Genomic DNA, 23093 nt, shown 5'->3' on the forward strand with positions numbered 1-23093 from the left:
CCTTATGCGCTAAATACAGACTGGAAAGGACTGAGTTCGACCTGAATCGATTTGGTCTGGGTGTAATGCTGCAAGGTTACAAGCCCATTTTCACGTCCAACACCGGAGTGCTTATAACCACCGACCGGCATTTCCGCAGGTGATTCACCCCAGGTATTAATCCAGCAGATACCGGCTTCGACCTGATGAATAATTCGGTGTGCACGGACTAAGTCTGGTGTGACGACACCTGCGGCCAGACCATAATCGGTATCATTGGCACGGCGAATCGCTTCTTGCTCGGTATCATAACTCAAGATGCTCATGACTGGACCGAAGATTTCTTCACGTACAATGGTCATGTCATCGCGGCAGTCGGTAAACACGGTTGGCAGGACATACGCCCCTTGGGCAAACTGTTCATCCTCAGCACGGCCGCCGCCATACAATAAGCGCGCCCCTTCTATCTTGCCTTTTTCGATATAGCCCAGCACTTTTTCCATATGCTCAAAGCTGGACACCGGACCGAAATTGGTTTCAGGATCGAGAGGATCACCCATACGGATATGTTCAACACGCTGCAAAATCTTTTCTTCAAATTTTGCTTTCAATGCCAAAGGTACAAAAACGCGAGTACCGTTAGTACACACCTGACCGGAACTATAGAAGTTGGCCATCATGGCAATATCAGCCGCCAGATCCAGATCGGCATCTTCACAGATAATGAGTGGAGATTTTCCGCCCAGCTCCATAGTGACTTCTTTCAGGCTAGAATTTGCAGCTTGTGCCATAACTTTTTTGCCGGTTGAAAGGCCACCAGTGAACGATACTTTGGCAATATCAGGATGCGAAGTCAGATAACCACCAATTTCACCACTGCCGGTAACCACATTAAAGACACCATGCGGTACACCAGCTTCAGTATAAATTTCTGCCAGTTTCAGCGCAGTTAAAGGCGTAACTTCACTGGCTTTGAAAATCATGGCATTGCCTGCAGCGAGTGCCGGTGCAGATTTCCACAATGCGATCTGAATCGGATAATTCCATGCGCCAATTCCAGCGACAACACCCAAAGGTTCACGGCGAGTATAGACAAAGGAACTGCTTCTCAGCGGGATTTGCTGGCCTTCAAGAACCGGTAGAATCCCCGCATAATATTCGAGTACATCTGCACCTGTCGTAATATCAACAGTCGATGTTTCACTAAAGGCTTTACCGCTGTCCAGACTTTCTAATTTTGCCAGCTCATCGTTGCGCTCGCGTAAAATGGCGACTGCCTTGTTCAAGATGCGCGAACGTTGAATCGCGGTCATTTCTGCCCAGATTTTTTGTCCTTGCTGTGCAGATTCAACCGCACGATCAATATCATTTTTTGAACAGACCTGCACTTCAGCCAGGACTTCACCGGTGGCAGGATTAATAGTTTGAAACGTGCTATTGGACGTTGCATCGACATATTGTCCATGGATATAAGGACGTTGCAGTTTGAATGTTGTCAATGGAATTCCCTCGCAGATTGGTTATTTGAGTTGTTGCCGGATATATTCACTACACAGTTCAATCGGCAGTTCTGGATCAATTTCGCCACTTACTAAAGCACCTCTTAGCCAGAATCCATCAATGAGTGCAGCCAGACCTTGTGCTGCCTTCTCAGCTTGATCCTTACTCAGCTTTTTCATGAATTCATATTTAAGATTGGAATGTAAGCGGTAATGGTTTATTTGCTGTAAACGATGTAAATCGGGCTGATGCAGACTGCTGGCCCAAAAAGCCAACCACACCTTCATGGCCGCTTTATCCGTTTGTGGAGCAGTAAAATTGCCACGCACAATCGCCAGTAAGCGTTGTTCAGGGGCGTCATTCACCTGTGACTTGATTTCAGCAACAGACTTACCTAATTGCTGCAATAAGTAACGCATTGTGGCTTCAATTAACCCATTTTTACCTTGAAAATAATGACTTATGATGCCGGTTGAGACACCTGCCCTCTGAGCAATCTGACTAATTGAAGCTTCTGCAAAACCTAGCTCATTGACTGCAGCTAAGGTGGCATCGATCAGTTGCTGACGACGGATCGGTTGCATACCAACTTTTGGCATAGGACTAACCTGAATAACGGATGTAGCAATAAAAAATCATTCTGCTAATGCAAATAGCTGAATGATGTAACAATTCATAAACGCTTTTTTAATTGAACGTTCAATTAATAAAAATTATACTGCCAGCTCACCCTTGATGTACAGCGCAGTTTGTTTTGGATTTGCAAAAGTTTGTAATTCACGAAAACAAGGAAGCTTTAGGGCCAACTTTTGCTTTTAAATCACACTGCACTGTAGATCATCCGGCAACAAAAACGATGGTCAGAGATTTATGCAAAAGAAAAACGAAGAGGTGCAAGATAGTCTGAATAAGGTAGTCTTTTATTGTTCGGCGACGCTTATTCTGCTGTTTTCTATCATCACGATTTTATTTAATGAACAAGCCAATCTAGTCATTATTAATATTTTAAACTGGGTCAGTAGTACCTTTAGCTGGTATTACCTGCTGGCGGCAACGCTGTATCTGGTTTTTATAGTCTTTATCGCCTGCTCACGTTATGGCGAAATCAAGCTTGGTCCCAAACATTCTAAACCCGAATTCAGCCTGCTGAGCTGGTCGGCCATGTTGTTCTCAGCCGGGATCGGGATTGACTTGATGTTCTTCTCGGTCGCTGAACCTCTGTCGCACTATATGAGTCCACCAGTGGGTGAAGCTGAAACCTTTGAAGCCGCACGTCAGTCCATGGTCTGGACCCTGTTTCACTATGGTCTGACCGGCTGGAGCATGTATGCGCTGATTGGGGTTGCGTTGGGTTATTTCAGTTATCGCTATAATTTACCGCTGACAATTCGCTCTGCGCTTTATCCTATTTTTGGAAAAAGAATTAATGGCCCAATTGGCCATACAGTAGATACCGCTGCAGTACTCGGTACGATTTTTGGTATTGCCACAACCTGCGGTATTGGTGTGGTTCAGCTGAACTACGGTCTGCATGTCCTGTTCGGCTTGCCGGAAAATATCTGGATTCAAACTGCATTAATTGGTGTTGCAGTCATTATTACTATTATTTCCGTGACTGCGGGTGTCAATAAAGGTATTCGGGTTCTGTCTGAAATTAATATCTATGTATCAATCGGGTTGCTGCTCTTTATTCTCTTTATGGGAAATACAGAGTTTTTATTAGCGGCTCTAATTCAGAATTTTGGTGATTATCTCAGCCAGTTCCCGAAACTCTCTTTAAGCAGTTTTCCTTTTGAGCAGCCTAAAGAATGGATGAATAGCTGGACGCTGTTCTTCTGGGCATGGTGGATTGCCTGGTCGCCTTTTGTCGGTCTGTTCCTGGCACGTATTTCCCGTGGTCGTACTATTCGTGAATTTGTCACCGGGACTTTAGTTATTCCTCTGTTATTTACCCTGACCTGGTTGTCTATTTTCGGTAACAGTGCTTTATACAGCGTGATTTTTGATGGTAATACTCAGCTTGCGACAACTGTTTTAGAAAATCCAGCGCATGGTTTTTATGACCTGCTAGCACAGTATCCAGGTTTCACATTTCTCGCAGGTGTCGCCACCATTACAGGTTTGCTGTTCTATGTGACTTCAGCGGATTCAGGGGCATTGGTATTGGGGAACTTCACCACTAAATTCACTAATATTGAGCATGATTCACCGCGCTGGCTCAGTGTGTTCTGGGCCATTGCTATCGGTTTGCTAACTTTGGCAATGCTCATGGCGAATGGCGTGACAGCATTACAGAACACCACGATTATTATGGGTCTGCCTTTTAGTTTCGTGATTTTCTTTGTGATGGCCGGACTGTATAAGTCCTTGCGTCTGGAGGATTTTCGGCAGGCCAGTACCAGTCTGAATGCTGCGCCTGTGGTCGGTAATGTGGATATCCTGAACTGGAAGAAGCGTCTGAGCCGGGTCATGCTGCATCCAAGCCTATCCCAGACCCGAACCATGCTGGATAATGTTTGCAAACCAGCCATTGAGGCCGTTGCAACCGAGTTAATTGACAAAGGCATTCAAGTAAATATTCAGGAAAAACCGCTTGAGGAAGAACCTGAACTGTATCATCTGGATCTCACCATTCAGCTGGATGAAGAAGAAAACTTTGTCTATGAAATATGGCCGGTACGCTATGACACGCCAAATTTCAGTTCACGGGGTAAACGAACCAAACGTTATTACTATCGTCTGGAAAGTTATCTGTTTGAAGGCTCTCAGGGCAACGATCTGGTCGGTTATAGTAAGGAACAGGTGATCAATGACATCCTGGATAAATATGAACGCCATATGATGTATCTGCATATTAACCGGATCAGCCCAGGTAAACGTCCGCTGTTCCCGGACCGTGAAATCTAGGATATCTCAACTACGGAAGGACTGAATGATGTCAGAAAGTTTGAATGCATTTGCCCTGTTTTTCTCCCTGCTCAACCCTTTTCTGATGAGTATCTATATGCTCGGAATTATCCGTAATTCCGACGCAAAAGTATTCAACATGGCATTGATTCAGGGCAGTCTGATCAGCTTTATTGTGTTCATCATTTTTGCAAAAACCGGTGAAGCCTTCTTTAATGAAGTCTTGCATGTACGGTTTGAGTCCTTCCAGATTTTTGGCGGTATTATTTTTCTGGTGATTGGCTATCGTTATGTCTTTGAAGGTGCTGATACGATTGGTGTGATGCGTGGAGCGCCCAGTCATCTGGCGGGTACGATTGCCATGCCGTTTATGATCGGTCCCGGCACCATTTCGGCTTCCGTGATTACCGGGATTCAGCTCAGTTTAATGCAAACCATTCTGGTGATCTTTTTCACTTTATTTTTAACCTGTAGCTTACTGATCCTGATGAAGTATCTGCATGATCATATGCAGCACAAATATTCTAATTATATTGACCTTTATGTCGATATCGTTGGTCGTGTCGCAGCACTATTAATCGGAACCATCGCCATTGATATGATTGTGACAGGTGTCAGTGGCATCATACAGAAATAATTTAATCATTATAAAAGTCGTCTTAACTGCTTGTTGCGTGTCACCAATCCCAAGACTTTTCGGCGCGCCATAATATCTTCTTGGCTGCATTTCAGCATTTCACTGAGCTGTTCAATCGGCAAGTGATTATTTTCGATTAGAATAATGTCCTGCTCACGCGTCCAATGTGCCGTGAGCAATTTAGCGGTTAATTTCTTGGTATTTACTCTCATTCATTTCAACATATCATCAAACAGTTGATTTTATTTTAAAACACTATAAATCATGTGCTGTTGAAGTCTGGTAAATGAAAATTTGTGGTTTGAAACGGATTTATTTAAGTAACCTGAGTTCGATATAAAAAAAGAGTAGAAAAAAAGCCCTGTTTTTGTAACATATTGGTTCTCAAGACAAAATGTTATAAAACAAGGCTTCTCAATGGATCATATTACCGAATTATTTTGTATTTTGGATGATTTCTGCAAAAAATTTAATGAATCTTTAGAGAAAGCTTTAATTTCTAATCAAAAAACCAGGTTGAAAAAGTCAGCTTTAAGCTTGTCTGAAGCAATGACCATTGTCATTTTATTTCATCAATCCGGTTTTAGATTCTTCAAATATTTTTATTGCCAAATGATCGTTCCATTCTGGAAATCTGCTTTTCCTAAACTGCTTAGCTACAACCGATTTATTGAAATCATGCCCCGTTGTTTGCAAGCTCTGAGTAGCTTCTTCCATCAGGTGAAAGGAAAAGATACGGGAATCAGTATCATTGACTCCACTAAATTGGTAGTTTGCCATAATCTTCGGATTAAAAGGCATCGTGTATTTAAAGGCTTGGCCGGTCGTGGAAAAAGTAGTACGGGTTGGTTTTATGGTTTTAAATTACATCTCGTTATCAATAATTTAGGTGAAATTATTAATCTCAAGCTGACATCGGGAAATGTTCATGATGTTGCTATATTAGAATCTTTAACTCAAGAATTAAAAGGGATCCTACTCGGAGACAAAGGCTATTTGAGCAAAGCAAAAGCCGAAGCTTTAGCAGCAAGAGGACTGAAAATATTGACCCCATCACGTCGGAATATGAAAAATAAACCCATCCAAACTGAAGAAGAAAAACAATTACTTTGCAGAAGAGGATTGATCGAAACAGTGAATGATCAATTAAAAAATTTACATCAACTTGAACATTCACGTCATCGTTCGGTAAATAACTTCATGGTGAATATCATGGCTGCTGTAGTGGCTTATTGTTTGAACCCCAATAAGCCAACTTTCCAAAATATGCTAAAAGGTTAAGTAATAGATAGTCATCCGAGATACTCAAATTTTAAAACGCTGATGATTAAGCTTAACTATTATGAAAAGTTATAAATCAAATACATAAATCCATTTAATTTCATATGAATTGAAAAATAATATCATTGCTTATTCTTCATCCATCACCTATTTTTAAATCATTACAATAAGCCAAGGAGATCGAGATGAAATTAATAACAGCAATTATTAAACCATTCAAACTCGATGATGTACGTACTGAGCTTTCTCATCATGATATTCATGGTTTAACAGTCACTGAAGTCAAAGGTGCCGGACGCCAGAAAGGTCATTCTGAAATGTATCGTGGCGCTGAATATAGCGTTGAGTTTCTTCCAAAAGTAAAAGTAGAAGTTGCCGTCCCAGATGAAAAAGTCGATCAGGTGATTGAAGGCATTATTAAAGCGGCATGTACTGATAAAATCGGTGATGGCAAGATTTTTGTCACTCCGCTTGAACAGGTGGTGCGAATCAGAACCAGTGAGACTGGCGTAGCAGCACTTTAAGATGTTTGTTTAAACCTAAAATCTATCTTTATTCAAGTGTGGTTCATGAAGCTAAATAAATTATATTTCACTTCGATATAGACCAATAATTTACTAAAAAGCTCACCCATCTCATGATGCAGTGAGCTTTATTCTGAATAAATGAAAAATCAAATCTTTTAAATCTTTAGTTTTGAATTTTAGCCTCAACAGTTTTGGCCTGTAAAACCTCGGCATCTGTTACCGTCACTTTCTTTTTCTCCTGGTATTCTGCAGCTTTGGCAATATTTTTTTCAGCAAAATGCAAACCACCCTCGCCCGCCATACTGACTGTCGTGAACATGGAAATGCTACCTAAAAATGCGAGAGTAGATATTATTCTTACTTTCATCGCTCACCCTCCAACTTTTTAACTACTGAACTGATTTTGTTTGTTTTATATCAAGCAATTATTATTCCAATTCTTAAATTTGATCATATTTTATTCACTATAATCTAGCATATTCTTTATTAAATAAAACAATGCAATATCAATCACATATTTTTGCCTATCTTTCCTTTTATAAAATTCAGATGAAATAATAAAAAACCTCAAAGATGAATGATCTTTGAGGTTTTAAACAGGCACAATCTACATTCAGAAGATCGTTCAAATGCTATTTTTATTTTTGCGTCTTAGGCAGGAAGAAGCTCAATATGCCTAATAATGGCAGGTATGAACATAACTGGAAGACCCACGCGATGCTGGTATGATCTGCCACATAACCTAATCCGGCTGCTGCAATCCCGCTGATGCCAAACATCACACCAAACATCAGTCCAGCAATCGTTCCGACACGACCTGGGACTGCTTCCTGGGCATAAACCACCATGGCAGAAAATGCTGAAGATAAAATCAGGCCTGCAAAAATTGAAAAGATACAGGTCCAGAATAAATTGGCATACGGCATGAGTAAGGCAAATGGTGCCATGCCCAAAAAGGAAAACCAGATCACTGCATTTCGGCCAATCCGGTCACCAATTGGGCCACCAAAGAAAGTACCCATTGCCACGGCACCTAAAAAGGCAAATAGATATAATTGTGCATCTCGAATTGAGATGCCAAATTTATCAATGAGATAGAAAGTAAAATAGTTGCTGATGCTTACGGTATAGGTAAACTTGGCGATCATCAGGATACCAATGACACCAAGCGCACGTACTAAAGTGGTTCCCTGCAGTTTAGCCGCTGCTGTACTACCCATCTTTTTTAGTTGTGTCTGACTATTTGTAATGGTCCAGCGGCTAACCTTAAACAGCACAAATATTCCAAAAGCAGCAAACAGCATTAGCCATGCTGAAGATGCCTGACCATTGGGAATAATAATCAGTGCAGCCAGTAAAGGCCCTACCGCAGAACCACTATTGCCACCCACCTGAAAGGCCGATTGTGCAGTGCCGAGCTTGCCACCTGATGCCATACGCGCGACTCGGGATGCTTCTGGATGAAAAGTCGAAGAACCGATCCCGATAATCGCAGCAGCAACTAGCAACATTGCAAAACTCTGCGATAGAGCTAATAGCAAAATTCCAAATAAGGTAAAACCCATACCGATCGGTAGCAAATAAGGCTTTGGATATTTGTCGGTATAGAAGCCCACCCAAGGCTGCAATAAAGAAGCCGTCAATTGATACACGAGAGAAATTAAGCCGATCTGACCGAAACTCAGGTCATAATTGGTTTTCAGCAAAGGATAGATCGCTGGTAAACAGGCTTGAATCAGGTCATTGAGAAAATGTGCAAGGGCAACAGCAAAAACAATGGGTAAAACCATTTTTGAGGCAGACTGCGTTACTTCGGCCTGTGCGGTATCCGTCATATTCATCCATGTCGTATTCGGTAATGGCTGAAGATTATACGCTAAGCCAAATTACTTGAAATTTATTTTATTTTTCTATTTTTTCGTATTTTCAAATCATTCATTACGGCAAATTGCTCAAGCGATGATCTTTTAATTCAATCATTTCTGCATCTAGCTGTTCTAACTCCTCATGATGATGGGTCACATAAATCATCGGCACCTGAATTTCATCCCGGATTCGGGCTAAAAAAGGCAGGATTTGCTGTTTCAGTTTGCTATCTAATCCTGTGAGTGGTTCATCAAGTAAGAGTAATTCAGGGCTAGATAACAGTGCCCGACCGATGGAAACACGTTGTGCTTCACCTCCTGATAATTGTTGCACCCGTCGTTCTAATAAATGATCAATTTCCAGCAACTTCGCAATTTCATTTAAATGGAATTTGCTCTGTTTCAGTTTGCCCCAGTTTTTGGCATACAGCAGATTCTGTTGCACATTCATGTGTGGAAATAACATCACTTGCTGAAACACCAAAGCGATTTTACGTTGATGCATTGGAAGATCAATTTTCTGGCTTGTATCTGTCAGGATCTGTTGATTTAAATGAATAAAGCCTGTTTGTGGTTGATAGAGTCCAAGTAGCAGTTTCAAAAAGGTCGTTTTACCTGCACCGGATGGCCCAATAATGCCTAATACCGAATGTTGCATCTGGATGGCTGCATCCAAACTAAAGTTTTTATTTTGATAATGAAACTCACACTGCAGCATTAGCACTCCTGAATTTTTCGCTGGTATTTCTGCATGATCCAGTAATTTGCCAGCAAAGCGGCAAAAGCCAGCCCAAGAGACAACAATACCAGCCGCAACGCTATTTGCTCACCATCCGGTTGTTGTAACAATGAATAGATTGCAATGGGAATAGTGCGGGTTTCATCGGGAATATTGCCAACAAAAGTAATGGTGGCACCAAATTCACCCAGACTGCGGCTAAAGCATAGAATGCTGCCAATCAGAATACCGGGAAAAGCCAGTGGCAGACTGATACTGCAGAAGACTTTGAAGGGATGAACCCCTAATGAACTGGCAACCTGCTCCAGTTGTGGATTCATCAACTGAAAAGATAAACGGATGGGCTGCACCATGAGTGGGAAAGCCACGATCATCGCTGCTAGCACAGCCCCTTTCCAGTTAAATGCTAGTTGTATGCCCCACTGCTGTAACCATTGTCCAATCCAGCCATTGCCACCAAAAACGACCAATAATAAATAGCCCAGCACCACAGGTGGCAACACCATCGGCATTTGCAGCAGTGCTTCCACAATATATTTCAGGCGAAATTCATAACGTGCCAGAACCCAGGCCAGCAGGATAGCAAAAGGCAAACAGATCACTGTCGCAAAGCCAGCGACTTTGGCGGACAGATACAGTGCATTCAGTTCCTCTGGCGTTAGCATGCTGGACCCATCCTAGAATCTAAAACCATAATGCTGGTAAATTTCTCTGGCTTTGGCATGATGACTCATAAAGCGCATTAGTTTCATGGCATCAGCATTTCGAATCCCCAATTGGGTTACTGCGATTGGATAAACGATCCGGCTGTGACTATGGGGTGGGAAGATACCGGCAATTTTGACTTTCTTGCTTTGCAATGCATCGGTTTTATAAACGATCCCTGCCTGACATTCACCACGCTCGACCAAAGCCAAAGTTGCACGGGCATTGTCAGTTCCGACAATTCGGCCATTCAGGCTGTGCAGCCAATTGAGTTTGCTTAAACTCTGTTTAGCATATTTCCCAACCGGCACCGACTCCATTTGCCCGGTACATAAATGCCCCTGAAAGGACTGTGCAAAATTAAATTGAGGACTGGCCTGGAATTTTTGCTTGGAATAAATGGGATTAATCAGAACCAGCTGATTGCTCAACAGAGGCTTGACCTGTGCTTTAACCACCTTTTGCTTATTTACAAGATAATTCATCCAGTCCTGATCGGCTGAAAAGAAAATATCACTCGGTGCGCCCGCTTCAATCTGTCTTGCGAGGGCTGAAGAAGCCCCAAACACAGGGACAACTTTCACTTGGGGATGTTGTTTGACAAATAGCTGCACGATATCCGTCACGGCATTGGTCAAGCTAGCTGCGGCATAAATTCGTACCGTTCCCGCCTCAGCAACAGGTATTAGGCTGCATACCCCCAAACTGAAAAATATATTCTTCAAGACTGAACCAACGTAAATTAAATAAATAAGCCCTGTAATACTTGCCCTGACTGTATGTTTTGATGGGCTGGAATCCGCACCAGGCAATTGGCCTGCATCAGGTTACTCAACATATGTGACTGCTGTTTTGGCAAGCTGGACAATTTGAGTATTCCTGTTTCAAAGCTGGCGACCATGCGTAACAATCGTTCCCGACTATCCGCTTTCAGATCATGACTAATTACCCCATTAAACCATTGCGGTAACAGCTTTTGGCCCTGTAAAGCATCCATCAAAGTCGCTACATAGATTTGCATTCCGACATAGACTGCGCCCGGATTACCCGGCAGCCCTAGTAAATAACATGTGCCTTGCTCGGATCGTTCTGACTTGGCAAAAAACATTGGCTTGCCCGGTTTCTGTTTCACTTTCCAGAAGATTTGTTCAAAACCCAGTTTTAGTGCCACCGGACGGACAAAATCATAATCGCCAACCGATACGCCGCCTGTGGTCAGGATCAAATCATATTGATCGCGTAGATTTGTAAATAAATCACAGACTGCCTGCTCTGTATCAGCCACATGCAGAATATCGACTTGCTGGTTTCTGGACTGAAACCAGGCCTGAATCAAAGGCGCATTGGCATCAAAGATTTTGCCGGAATTCAGGTCTTCAACTGTTTCGGCGACTTCATCGCCAGTAATGACGACCGCAATTTTGGGATAGCGATAAACGGATACTTCACGTACACCTGCCATGCTTAAGGCAGCAATAGTCCCAATGCTAAGCTGCTGTCCTTGGCTGGCTAGACATTGTCCAATGGTAATTTCTTCACCGGCTTTACGGACATCGGCATCCAGTCGCAAAGCTTCGGTCAAAGTAATGGATGAACCGTCAAACTGCACAATTTCCTGACGTGCGACTGTCGTGGTTTGCTTAGGGATTTTCGCACCAGTAAAAATACGTACGGCCTGCCTCGGTTGCAGTTCAAAATTAGCGACTTGCCCGGCACGGATTTCACCGATCAGCTCAAAAGTGCTGCGAGATGGCATATCTGTATCCATACAAATGGCATAGCCATCTACGGCACTTTGCGAAAACATCGGCAGCTGAATTTCTGAATAGACATCTTCGGCAACGAAACGATTCAATGCCTGACTGAGTGGCAGTATTTCCGTCCCGAGATGATCCGTATGATCCAGAATCATTTGCAAGGCTTGATCCACAGAAATCAGGCCGGGTTCACTGCCACAGGCGGAATGCACTGTAGCATTCACTGCATGGTTCATTGATAGCCTCCTGTATGCGGAATATTTTTCTGCACGTCAAACAGATGTACTAGTGCAGGCAGAATGGCGATGAGAGACTCCTTAGCCCCTTGGCGACTGCCCGGCAAAGTGAGCACTAAACTGTTTTCGATATACCCTGCAACTCCACGACTTAAGGCAGCATACGGCGTACGGCGCTGACCAAAGCTACGGGCAGCTTCCATTAGTCCCGGAATTTCACGGGTTAATAATGGCTGAATGGTTTCTACGGTCAGGTCTTTTGGTCCAAGTCCAGTACCACCGACAGTCAGGATCAATGGATAATCATTTTTTTGCTGTTCAATGAGCGCTTTGAGCTGTTCTGGACTGTCTGGAATCACCTGATATTGGATATAACCAAAATTGGCTTCTTCCAGAATGTCCACGACGTTTTGTCCCGCAGTATCGGCTTTCTTTCCAGAAGCCACGGTATCTGACAGCACAATCACAGAAGCGGGTAAAGGCGCTTTCAAAACACGCGTGAAATGAGATTTACCACCTTTTTTCTTCTCAAGTTTGATTTGATCCAGACAAAGATCTTCAGGCTCACAATGCGGTTTCAGCATATCGTACAGGGTTAATCCTGCCAGACTGACAGCAGTGAGTGCTTCCATTTCCACCCCGGTTGGACCAATCGTTTCCACCACAGCTGTGATCACCACATGAGCTTCTTCCAGCTGATATTCCACATCAGCCCGGTAAATTGGTAGTGGATGACAAAGAGGAATCAGCTCATCAGTACGTTTGGCCCCTAATATTCCGGCAATACGTGCGGTTTTTAAGGCATCGCCTTTGTCAGTATTGCCATTACGGAGCAGTTCGATGCAGTGTGGCGGCGCATGCAGAATCCCAGTGGCAATCGCGGTACGGTAACTTTCCGGCTTCATTCCGACATCTTTCATGGCTTATCCTTCTCTCATCTTTTCATTTATCTGTTCAAAATTAATGTATAGCGGCCACTAATAAACAGGAACACTTGGCTGGATCGAGTTCAGAGACAATTGTTTCGATTTATGTGCATCCGTACAGGCATGGCTATGGGTATGTGAGTGTTCAGCATGATGGTGAAGCATTGCCTCATCGTCACGACGGATACAGCAGCCTTCGACATATTGGCTTGTGCCATCCATATAGAATTCTTCTTTCCATACTGGCACTTCGTGTTTGACCCGTTCCACTGCCTCTTCACAAGCCTGAAAAGCTTCGCGGCGGTGTGGTGCATAGGCCATGGCAATAATTGCCGTATCACCAATATCCAGTGAACCAATCCGATGTACCACCCGGACATAGGACACACCATATTTGGCCTGAATTTCCTGTTCGATCTGGCGAATCATCTTTTCAGCCACAGGCGCATAAGCCGTATATTTCAACGCTTTGACCGCTTTACCTTCATGATGGTTGCGTACCGTTCCGACAAAGATGCCGATACCACCGCATTCAGGAAAATGCTGAATGCCATCAAAAACATCCAGTTGCAATGGGGTGTCCTGAATACGGGCAAACTGTTTTAGTTTCATTTCAGCCTCCTGCTACCGGTGAGAGCAACACTAACGTGCTGTCTCGGTTCAATTTGGTCTGGCGGGAAATGATGTCTTCACCAATGGCACAGGCACAGCGTTCTAACAGGTTGTAGGCTTCAGGAAAGGATTGCACGACTTTATACAATACATCCGCCACCAGACTGTCAGCCTGACATTGCACGGTTAAGTCTTGAGGCAACTGACGTTCGATCGCACCGAAAGATTCGATTTTGACGGTGATCGATGATTGAAGTTCTGTGGTCATCTTAGCCTCCTATCATATGCATACTGATTTTTCGGAAATTCGGATTGGATTTAGGTTCTAGATTGAACTGTTTTTGCTGAGCTTGGATGGCATGAAAACCAGCAGCTTTGTTCCAGATGTAGGTTTGCAGCTGTTGTTGCAGGATTTGTTCGGCTGATAGGGATTGCTGTCGTAACTGCTGGATACTGTCTTTCAGCTTCAGGCCTTGAGTTGAAAATAGGCAGTTAAAAAATTCACCTTGGGCATTGAGACGTAGTCGGTCACAGCTGCCACAAAATGAATTGGTAATGGTGGAAATAATCCCGATCGGCATGTTATCAATCTGATAAGTCCGTGCTGGATTAGCGCCTTGGCTTTGTCCAATCTTGATTTCAAATTCTGTGGCCAATTGATCCAGAATGTCCTGCTCACTAACCACATGATCACTTGACCAGTTCTGGTCGCCATCTAAGGGCATAAATTCGATAAAACGCAGTTCGACGTTTTCGCGTTTGGCCCAGTGCGCCAAATGCAAAATCTGGTTGTCATTGCTGCCTTTAATCAGCACCGCATTAATCTTGATTAAAAATCCTACTTGCTGTGCAGCTTGAATGCCTTCTAAGACAGGCTGCAGTTTTTTTGCGGTTAACTGTTCGAATTGTTCAGTATCCAGACTATCCAGGCTGATATTCAGATCATCCAGACCAGCCTGTTTGAGCTCTGCTGCATATTGTTTGAGATAATGACCATTCGTGGTCATGGAAATACGTTTTAGGCCGATTTTTTTCAGTTGTTGTAATTCGGCAATAAAATGCACTACGCCTTGGCGCATTAACGGTTCGCCACCGGTAATCCGGATCTGCTCGATACCACGGCGAACCATGAATTCACAAAAATGATAGAGTTCTTCAAAACTGAGTAAATCGTGCTTTTTCATCCATTCTGGATGCTCGGGCATGCAATAAACACATTTAAAATTACAGCGATCCGTCACGGAAATACGCAGTTTGCGCTTGTTACGACCAAACTGGTCCTGAAATACTGGAACCAGTTCAGTTTGCTGCAAAGGTTGAATGCGGTTCATTACATGTTCCATGAGGCGGGATCATTCACTGTGTTTTTAAGCAAGTGTTTTACTGATCTATGCCCTATTAAATTGCGATTTCTTTAAGGTTGATTTGCAATAAGTGTTCCACTTTTGCGCAGAAAACAGAGTTTTTTAATATTTAAGTGCGATTTATTGAAATTTAAGCAAAATGTGGGTCTTAAACAGGTTTCTTGCCCTGCTTTTAAGCATCAACTCATTCACATTTAGAGAAAATGTAATTGCTGATGCTGCTGCAACTCCTCAAAAGAGTTAATACTGTGAAAAAACAGTGCGTGATTCTTAAATCTTGCCATCTGCATGTGCATTTGGGCAAAACATTGCTTTAAACTGCGCTGATTTTGTTCAATCTGCTGAACTAGCGTTGGCAAACTGCTCCGTTTCAGCAAGCAGAACGGATACAGTGCAGTGCCATTAATTTCCACCACAGCGACTTCACAAAGCGGATTACGCTGAATGGCCTGGTGTAATCTGGAAATGACTTTTTTCGGGATATACGTCACGTCGCATGGCACAAACAGCACATAGTCGGATTGTACATACGACCAGGCACTTTTCATGCCCATCAGTGGCCCCTGAAAGCCGGGTTCATCATCCTGAAAATATTGGATGGATGGAATAATGCGTTCATAGATGGAATGATCCCGGTGGCTGTTGATCCAGACCTGACCAACGCGTGATCTGAGCTGTTGGTGAATCTTGATCAACTGAATTTCATCATCAAACTTTTGCAGCAGTTTGTTGATGCCATTCATACGGCGCGCCTGGCCTCCGGCCAGGATCACGAGATCGGTAGGTGGATAATTAATATTCTTATGGATTCTTTTCATTATACGGACTCCGTCTGGCAGGCTTTAATCAAGCCACGAATTTCAGGTAAGCAGGAACCGCAATTGCCGCCGGCTTTTAGACATGCGGTTACTTGTTTTTCGTTGGTGATATTTTTTTCTTTTATGGTTTGGATGATGCGATTTTTGCCGACTTTAAAACAGCTACATACTAATGGACCTTCATTATTGCGCATTGAAATGGGCTGACCAGCCAGCAAAGCCTTACGGTGCATGGCACTCAGACGTTCGCGCTGGAACAGACCAGATAACCAGTCGCGATCAGGTAACAGTGCTTTCGGTGCGATATACAGACTGGCAATCAGCTTGCCATCTTGTAACACCACGCTATGACTGATATGTGCAGTCTGGTCATCCAGATTCAGCCATTCAAAATCTTCTTCAGTAAATGGCAACAGACTTTTCAGTTGCTCAGTCGTGGTGCTGAATTTCTGACGATCCGCGATTTCATAACGTGTCGCACGAACCGCTTTGACCTTGGTCCACCAGATGCTCTTGTCAATAAATGGCTGCACATAACTTTCATAACCTTCACGTACATACAGCACACCCTGCCATTGAATATGGAATGGCTGGATCAGCACTGGCGTATGCTTGAATTCTGGTTCACCAGAAATAGCATCCACCACTGGATTCACAAGTTTGCCAATACGTGCGTCGGATGCAACCTGATCATTCCAGTGAATCGGTGCAAAGACCTGGCCACGGCGAATGTCTTCACTGACCTGGGCACGTAAAACACATAGACCCCACTCCGAGTACACTTCGACCAGTTCACCATCTTGAATCCCATATTTCAGTGCATCATTTGGGTGAATTTCGCAGTAAGGTTCGGCACGGTGCGTACTCAAATTCGCCGATAAACCGGTACGGCTCATGGTATGCCACTGATCCCGGATCCGGCCAGTATTCAAAATTAAAGGATATTCACTGGAAACCTGATTCACCGGATCAATCGCTGTGGTGGCAATAAACTTGGCTTTGCCACCCGCATGACTGAACTGGCCTTGAGCAAATAATCGGGCGACAGATTTCGCATCTTGTTGCTTATCCCAAACCGGCCATTGTACTGGATCGAGTTCGTCATATTCTTCTGCTGTTAAATCAGTTAAACCTTGCAGGTTAAAATAACGGAAATATGGAGTGTCGACGCGTTTAGATAGTTCTGCATTCTGATAGGCGGAAAGTCCAGCATGTTCCTTAAAGATTTCATAACTGTTCTGGAAATCGAAACCGCTAAAGCCCATGTATTTTGCCACTTGAGCAATGGCCCACCAGTCGGCTTTGGTTTCACCCGGTGCATCCAAAAATGCATGCTGACGTGAGATGCGACGTTCTGAATTGGTCACGGTGCCATCTTTTTCCCCCCAACCTAAAGCGGGCAACAAGACATCAGCATATTGGGTGGTATCCGTGTCCTGACAGATATCGGACACTACCACGAATTCACATTTTTCCAAGGCACGTTTGACCTGATCTGCATCTGGCAGGCTGACCACCGGATTGGTGGCCATAATCCAGATCGCCTTGATCTTGCCGCTTTCAACCGCCTGAAATAAATCGACTGCTTTTAAACCCACCTGCGTCGCAATGGTTGGGCTTTGCCAGAAGCTTTGTACCAGCTGCTGATGTCCCGGATTCTCTAAATCCAGATGTGCAGCCAGCATATTGGCTAGACCACCGACTTCACGGCCGCCCATCGCATTTGGCTGACCGGTCATGGAAAATGGCGCTGCACCGAGTTTGCCGATTTTACCGGTGAGCAAATGACAGTTGATAATACTGTTGGCTTTATCAACGCCACGTGATGACTGGTTTACACCCATGGAGAACAACGTCATTACTTTGTCAGTCTGGGCAAATTTTTCAAAGAATTGAGTGAGTTTAACTGCTGAAATACCGGTACGTGCAGCCACATCATCAATTAATGCTTCTGTTGAACTGCTTGCCAAAGCCTGTTCCAGCCCTTGGGTATGTGCGGCAACAAATGCATCATCGATGTAACCATGCTGATGCAAGTACTGTAATAAGCCATTAAACAGCGCCACATCCTGACCGGGCAGAATTGGCAAATGCAAATCTGCTGCTTCACAGGTGCTGGTAAAACGCGGATCTACCACAACCACAAACAGGTCACGTTGTTCCTTGGCTTTCATAATGCGCTGATACAACACTGGATGGCACCAAGCGGTATTGGAACCGACCAGTACCACCATATCGGTATGTTCAAAATCTTCGTAGCTGGCTGGAACCAGATCCTCGCCAAAAGCACGCTTATATGCTGCCACTGCTGAAGACATGCATAAACGTGAATTGGTATCGATGTTTGCAGTACCGAGATAGCCTTTGACGAATTTGTTCACCACATAATAATCTTCGGTCAGCAGCTGACCTGAGACATAGAACGCGATACTGTCTCGGCCATATTGATCAATGCATTGCTGGAATTTATTGGCAATGGACGAAACTGCAGTATCCCAACTCGTGACTTCACGCTGATCTTTCCGACCCAGCATTGGCTGCAGTAAACGGGTTTCCAGTCCTAAAGTATCTGCCAGATTACTGCCTTTGATACATAACTTGCCGAAATTGGAAGGATGGTTGGCATCACCTTCAACAGTCACTTTCGGACCTGATGTAGTCGGCGTTACATGTGCAGTCACACCACAACCCACGCCGCAATATGGACAGGTGGTTTGAGTCGTCATCGTTTTTAATTCTGTGGAGCTATGCAGTTCCACCACTGGGATACTATTCATTGCTGCTGTGCTCCTTAATCATCTAAATTCACGTAATTCCGATTTTTATCTTGGCTTTATTTGAAATACGAAATTTGTGTAAGCATTCACTATCGTGAGGTGGCATGGATGCCACCGATTCCCATCATTACAGGAAGTAATGTATGGGAATCCAAGATTTTTGTTACTTTTGATCTTTCAAAAGTAAGGAAGTGCCTACACGTAAATGGTTGCTTTAGTACTTCATTTGAGGCTATGACATCCTTGTCATGAAGTACTAATTACAGAGATCTAATTACCCTGCTTTCTTTAATGCAAAATCCCGACCAAACAGCAGTTTATTTCGAATCGAAGTGATCGGTGTCTGATCTGCAATCAGCTCGGCATACCATGCACCATCCTCAGTATCGCCAAACAGCACTGCACCAATCACTTTATCCTTTTGAATAATAATGCGTTTATAGATCTGACGTTTCTCGTCATTCAGTACGATATCTTCAAAATCATCTTTTGGTTCGAAGTCACCTGCCGAGAACACATCACAACCACTCACTTTCAGCTGAGTCGGAACCGTTGGCGCTTTAAACGTCAGGCTGCCATGCTCGGCCAGATGTGATGCACAAATGAACGCTTGGCCCCAAAGTGGTTCAACCAGACCAAAGGTTTGACCACGGTGCTCGATACATTCACCCACCGCATAAATACTTGGGTCAAAAGTCTGCATGGTGTCATTTACCAGCACACCGCGATTACAACGCAGACCAGCACTTTGCGCCAATGTGATATTTGGACGAATACCCACTGCGAAGACCACCAGATCAGCAGCCAGCACGGTGCCATCTTTTAATTTCACTTGGGTCACATGTCCTTCTTCACCAATCAGACATTCGGTATTCGCTTCGGTCAGGATGGTGATGCCCTTCTGCTCAATCGCTGTTTTCAGCATCTGGCTGGCTTTGCTATCCAGCTGACGATCCATAATGCGATCCATCAGATGCAATACGGTGACATTCATGCCTTGCTGTTTCAGGCCATAAGCCGCCTCTAGGCCTAATAAGCCACCGCCGATGACGACCGCATTTTTCTTGGTTTTGCAGTAGTTCAGCATGTTGTTCACGTCATAAATGTCGCGGAAGCTGAGTACGCCTTTTAAGTCGCTACCTGGAATTGGCGGAACAAATGGCTTGGAACCCGTCGCCAGAATCAAACGGTCATAACTGATCACTTCGCCTTTTTCGGTATAAACCTGCTTATGCGGACGATCAATGCGAACCGCTGGATCACCTGCAATCAGACGAATACCTTTGTCGGCATACCATACATGCGGATGCAGCATGATGTCATCAATGGTTTTCTCGCCAGAAAGCACTGGCGACAGCATGATGCGGTTGTAGTTGCCCCAAGGCTCTTCACCAATCACAGTAATTTCATAACGGTCTGGCGCCATATCCAGCAGGTCTTCTAGACAGCGCATGCCAGCTAAACCATTACCCACCAATACTAGTTTCATTTTTTCAGGTGAAACACCGTTATTGGTGATATAAGTTTTTTGTGGCACTGGGCTAATGAATACTTTGCCGTTTTCAATCTTGCTTGGAAAAACCAGTAGCTTCTGGTCTTTATCTTCCAGACAGCGGCCAGTCGCCAGACTGAAATGCTGCTTGTAAATTGGTGAAGCGACAACGCGCTCACCTTGCAGGTCACCAATGATACCGCGTGACATCACAAATGCTTTACTAAATGGATCCTGATTACTGAGTGCATAAACACGTTTTTCTGAACCCACACGGAAGATCGCAATTTGCTGATCTTCCACCAAGGCTGCAACACCAGTATTTGGGGTAATGTCATCCAGTGCACATACTTCAACCCAATTCAGTTCATTCATATCTTTAAACATTGTCATATTCTTGCTCCTTTATTCTTTGAATCAGGCTTCAACTACCGGAATACGGCTGGCATTGCGTTCAGCTTCAGTTTTTGGACGGATCTGACCACGCACTTCAGTAAATTGAACGTGCGGATCGTTTTGCTGTTCAGCCTTGGCATTAATAAAGGTTTTGAAACGTTTACGGACTTCTGGATTTTCAACTGCAGTACGCCATTCATCCTGATAAGTACCCACCACATGCTCCATACGACGCTCTAATTCTGCTGCAAGACCCAGTGAGTCATTGACGATGACATCTTTCAGATAATCCAGGCCGCCTTCGAGGTTGTCGCGCCATACTGAAGTACGTTGCAAACGATCAGCCGTCTGGATATAGAACATGAAGAAACGGTCGATATAGCGGACTAAAGTTTGCGTATCCAGATCTGATGCCAGTAGTTCAGCATGACGCGGTTTCATACCGCCGTTACCGCAGACATAGAGGTTCCAGCCTTTTTCAGTGGCAATCACACCGACGTCTTTGCTTTGTGCTTCGGCACATTCACGGGTACAGCCAGACACGGCCATTTTCAGTTTGTGTGGAGAACGTAAGCCCTTGTAGCGGTTTTCCAAATAGATCGCCAAGCCCACAGAATCATCTACACCATAACGACACCAGGTGCTACCAACACAAGATTTAACCGTACGCAGCGATTTACCGTAGGCATGACCAGACTCAAAACCGGCATTGATCAGTTTTTCCCAGATTTCTGGTAATTGATGTAGTTGCGCACCAAACATATCGACACGCTGGCCGCCAGTCAGTTTGGTATACAGACCATATTCTTTAGCAATCTGACCAATTACGATCAGACCATCTGGAGTGACTTCACCACCCGCCATACGAGGAACGACAGAGTAAGTACCATCTTTTTGAATGTTACCAAGGTAATAGTCGTTACTGTCTTGCAGGCCGGCATGGCTTGGTTTCAGGACAAAGTCATTCCAGCAAGATGCCAGGATGTTTGCCACTGTTGGCTTACAGATATCACAGCCTAGACCATGACCATGTTGCTGGATCAGGTCATCAAAGGTCTTGATCTCATTGACACGAACCAGGTGATACAGTTCCTGGCGTGAATAAGCAAAGTGTTCGCAGAGATGGTTGTTTACGGTAACACCTTGACGTTGTAATTCAGACTTCAGAACTTGCGTCACCAGCGGTGCACATCCACCACAAGCCGTTGCGGCTTTGGTGCATTTTTTCAGTGCACCGAGAGAAGTTGAACCATCGGCAATCGCAGAACAGATATCCGCTTTAGAAACGTTATTACATGAACAGATCGTTGCGCTGTCTGGAAGCAGATCTACACCGCTACCACCCGTTTTTGCTGCTGCCTGATCAAAGCCTGGCATGATCAGGCTTTCTGGATTTTCCGGGATTTCCAGACCATTCAGCATCATTTGCAATAGGTCGTTATATTCTTTTGCACAACCAACCAGCACTGCACCCAGTAGTTTGGTTTTTTCTGCGTTTACGACAATTTTCTTGTAGATCTGTGCTGCTTCATCGGCATAGAAGTAGCTCAGTGAACCTGGTGTCATGGCATGTGCATCGCCAACTGATGCAACATCCACACCCATCAGTTTCAACTTAGTGCTCATGTCCGCGCCAGTAAATGCGGCACATTCTTCTTGCAGTACATGTTTCGCAGCAATACGTGCCATGTCGTAGCCGGGCGCAACCAGACCAAAAATCTTGTTATTCCACAGTGCACATTCACCGATCGCGTAAATGTCCGGATTTGATGTCTGGCAATAATCATTGATCATGATCCCGCCACGTTCACCAATCGCCAGACCGCTTTGACGTGCCAGTTCGTCACGTGGACGGATCCCTGCAGAGAACAGGATGATGTCGGTTTCCAGCTCAGCTCCATCACCGAACCTCATGACATGTTTAGTATTTACGCCGTCTTCAATAGACGAGGTGGCTTTTTGGGTATGGACTTTAACGCCCAGATCTTCAATTTTGGTGCGTAATACTTTGCCGCCAAGATCATCGATCTGTACCGCCATCAGACGTGGAGCAAATTCAACCACATGCGTTTCCAGATTCAGGTCACGCAGCGCCTTAGCAGCTTCCAGACCTAACAAGCCGCCACCAATGACCACACCCGTCTTGGCATTTAAACTCGCTGCACGGATCGCATCCAGATCTTCAATGGTACGGTAAACAAAGCAATTTTCACGGTCATTACCCGGAATTGGCGGAATGAAAGCATATGAACCCGTTGCCAGAATCAACTTGTCATAAGTTAACTCTTCACCATGTTGTGTCGTAACAGTGCGAGTTACTTGGTTGATAGACACTGCTTTAGTACCTAAACGCAGGTCAATACCATAAGCATCCGCAAAGTCCGCACGGCATAGAGTTAAGTCTTTGGAAGATTTACCACTGAAGTATTCAGTCAAATGGACGCGATCATAAGCCAATCGTGGTTCTTCGGCCAAAATTGTGATTTCAACGTCATCGCCTGCCTGTTCAAGTACAGATTCGATAAATTTGTGGCCCACCATGCCATGACCAATCATGATAATTTTCATATGTTTA

General features: G+C 44.3%; 21 protein-coding genes. 4 read left to right on the forward strand and 17 right to left on the reverse strand.

Going from position 1 to position 23093, the window contains the following annotated elements:
* Positions 1-2: 2 nt before the first annotated feature.
* Together betB and betI are read right to left on the reverse strand one after the other, a co-directional pair.
* Positions 3-1478: a betaine-aldehyde dehydrogenase gene (gene betB, locus ABEF84_RS07950; RefSeq protein WP_347455849.1), complete on the reverse strand. Its 1476-nt coding sequence runs from the start codon at positions 1476-1478 to the stop codon at positions 3-5.
* 21 nt (positions 1479-1499) lie between these two features.
* Entirely contained in the window at positions 1500-2078 is a 579-nt protein-coding gene (gene betI / locus ABEF84_RS07955; protein ID WP_005235723.1) for a transcriptional regulator BetI, read from the reverse strand.
* A 271-nt stretch (positions 2079-2349) separates the two neighbouring features.
* Here betI and ABEF84_RS07960 point away from each other — a divergent pair, with 271 nt between their 5' ends.
* On the forward strand, positions 2350-4386 hold the full coding sequence (locus ABEF84_RS07960; RefSeq protein WP_160255607.1) for a choline transporter: 2037 nt from the start codon (positions 2350-2352) through the stop codon (positions 4384-4386).
* Between the two features lie 28 nt (positions 4387-4414).
* A complete protein-coding gene (locus tag ABEF84_RS07965; protein WP_034585197.1) occupies positions 4415-5023 on the forward strand; it encodes a MarC family protein in 609 nt (202 codons plus the stop codon).
* A gap of 8 nt (positions 5024-5031) precedes the next feature.
* On the opposite strand, the gene ABEF84_RS07970 is transcribed toward ABEF84_RS07965, so the two are convergent.
* Positions 5032-5235 (reverse strand): hypothetical protein, encoded by a 204-nt coding sequence (locus tag ABEF84_RS07970; protein WP_034585199.1) that lies wholly within the window; start codon positions 5233-5235, stop codon positions 5032-5034.
* A 205-nt stretch (positions 5236-5440) separates the two neighbouring features.
* Between ABEF84_RS07970 and ABEF84_RS07975 the strand changes: the two genes are divergently transcribed.
* Together ABEF84_RS07975 and ABEF84_RS07980 are read left to right on the forward strand one after the other, a co-directional pair.
* Complete coding sequence (locus ABEF84_RS07975; protein WP_004679438.1) at positions 5441-6304, forward strand: IS982 family transposase; 864 nt, start codon at positions 5441-5443, stop codon at positions 6302-6304.
* A 185-nt stretch (positions 6305-6489) separates the two neighbouring features.
* Positions 6490-6828 (forward strand): P-II family nitrogen regulator, encoded by a 339-nt coding sequence (locus tag ABEF84_RS07980; protein ID WP_034587183.1) that lies wholly within the window; start codon positions 6490-6492, stop codon positions 6826-6828.
* Between the two features lie 166 nt (positions 6829-6994).
* Here the strand turns inward: ABEF84_RS07980 and ABEF84_RS07985 are convergent, their stop codons facing one another.
* The 14 genes from ABEF84_RS07985 to nirB form a co-directional block, all read right to left on the reverse strand.
* Entirely contained in the window at positions 6995-7198 is a 204-nt protein-coding gene (locus ABEF84_RS07985) for a hypothetical protein (protein WP_034587181.1), read from the reverse strand.
* Positions 7199-7469: 271 nt separating this feature from the next.
* Entirely contained in the window at positions 7470-8672 is a 1203-nt protein-coding gene (locus tag ABEF84_RS07990; protein WP_034587180.1) for an MFS transporter, read from the reverse strand.
* A 97-nt stretch (positions 8673-8769) separates the two neighbouring features.
* A complete protein-coding gene (locus ABEF84_RS07995) occupies positions 8770-9414 on the reverse strand; it encodes an ATP-binding cassette domain-containing protein (protein ID WP_034587178.1) in 645 nt (214 codons plus the stop codon).
* The gene (modB, locus tag ABEF84_RS08000) at positions 9414-10100 is read right to left on the reverse strand and encodes a molybdate ABC transporter permease subunit (RefSeq protein WP_034587176.1); all 687 of its coding nucleotides are present in this window, start codon (positions 10098-10100) and stop codon (positions 9414-9416) included. Before modB ends, ABEF84_RS07995 begins: the two co-directional genes overlap by 1 nt.
* 12 nt (positions 10101-10112) lie before the next feature.
* The gene (gene modA / locus ABEF84_RS08005; protein ID WP_052127909.1) at positions 10113-10865 is read right to left on the reverse strand and encodes a molybdate ABC transporter substrate-binding protein; all 753 of its coding nucleotides are present in this window, start codon (positions 10863-10865) and stop codon (positions 10113-10115) included.
* Positions 10866-10882: 17 nt separating this feature from the next.
* Positions 10883-12133, reverse strand: coding sequence for a molybdopterin molybdotransferase MoeA (locus tag ABEF84_RS08010; RefSeq protein WP_347454110.1), 1251 nt, complete (start codon positions 12131-12133; stop codon positions 10883-10885).
* The gene (gene moaCB, locus ABEF84_RS08015) at positions 12130-13053 is read right to left on the reverse strand and encodes a bifunctional molybdenum cofactor biosynthesis protein MoaC/MoaB (RefSeq protein WP_034587172.1); all 924 of its coding nucleotides are present in this window, start codon (positions 13051-13053) and stop codon (positions 12130-12132) included. Before moaCB ends, ABEF84_RS08010 begins: the two co-directional genes overlap by 4 nt.
* Positions 13054-13110: 57 nt before the next feature.
* Complete coding sequence (locus ABEF84_RS08020) at positions 13111-13671, reverse strand: molybdenum cofactor biosynthesis protein MoaE (protein ID WP_034587170.1); 561 nt, start codon at positions 13669-13671, stop codon at positions 13111-13113.
* A 1-nt stretch (position 13672) separates the two neighbouring features.
* Positions 13673-13939 (reverse strand): MoaD/ThiS family protein, encoded by a 267-nt coding sequence (locus ABEF84_RS08025; RefSeq protein WP_034587168.1) that lies wholly within the window; start codon positions 13937-13939, stop codon positions 13673-13675.
* Between the two features lies 1 nt (position 13940).
* Complete coding sequence (gene moaA, locus ABEF84_RS08030; protein ID WP_034587166.1) at positions 13941-15002, reverse strand: GTP 3',8-cyclase MoaA; 1062 nt, start codon at positions 15000-15002, stop codon at positions 13941-13943.
* 227 nt (positions 15003-15229) lie between these two features.
* Positions 15230-15853 carry an NTP transferase domain-containing protein gene (locus tag ABEF84_RS08035; RefSeq protein ID WP_034587164.1) on the reverse strand — a complete coding sequence of 208 codons (624 nt, stop codon included), beginning with the start codon at positions 15851-15853 and terminating at the stop codon, positions 15230-15232.
* Positions 15853-18630, reverse strand: a complete 2778-nt coding sequence (locus ABEF84_RS08040; RefSeq protein ID WP_347455113.1) for a molybdopterin-dependent oxidoreductase — start codon at positions 18628-18630, stop codon at positions 15853-15855. Before ABEF84_RS08040 ends, ABEF84_RS08035 begins: the two co-directional genes overlap by 1 nt.
* 274 nt (positions 18631-18904) lie before the next feature.
* On the reverse strand, positions 18905-20515 hold the full coding sequence (gene nirD, locus ABEF84_RS08045) for a nitrite reductase small subunit NirD (RefSeq protein WP_347452659.1): 1611 nt from the start codon (positions 20513-20515) through the stop codon (positions 18905-18907).
* 24 nt (positions 20516-20539) lie between these two features.
* A complete protein-coding gene (nirB, locus tag ABEF84_RS08050) occupies positions 20540-23086 on the reverse strand; it encodes a nitrite reductase large subunit NirB (protein WP_347455114.1) in 2547 nt (848 codons plus the stop codon).
* Between the last annotated feature and the right edge of the window lie 7 nt (positions 23087-23093).

It is taken from the genome of Acinetobacter sp. ANC 7912 (genome assembly GCF_039862785.1).
In the GTDB taxonomy this organism is placed as follows: Bacteria; Pseudomonadota; Gammaproteobacteria; order Pseudomonadales; family Moraxellaceae; genus Acinetobacter; species Acinetobacter thermotolerans.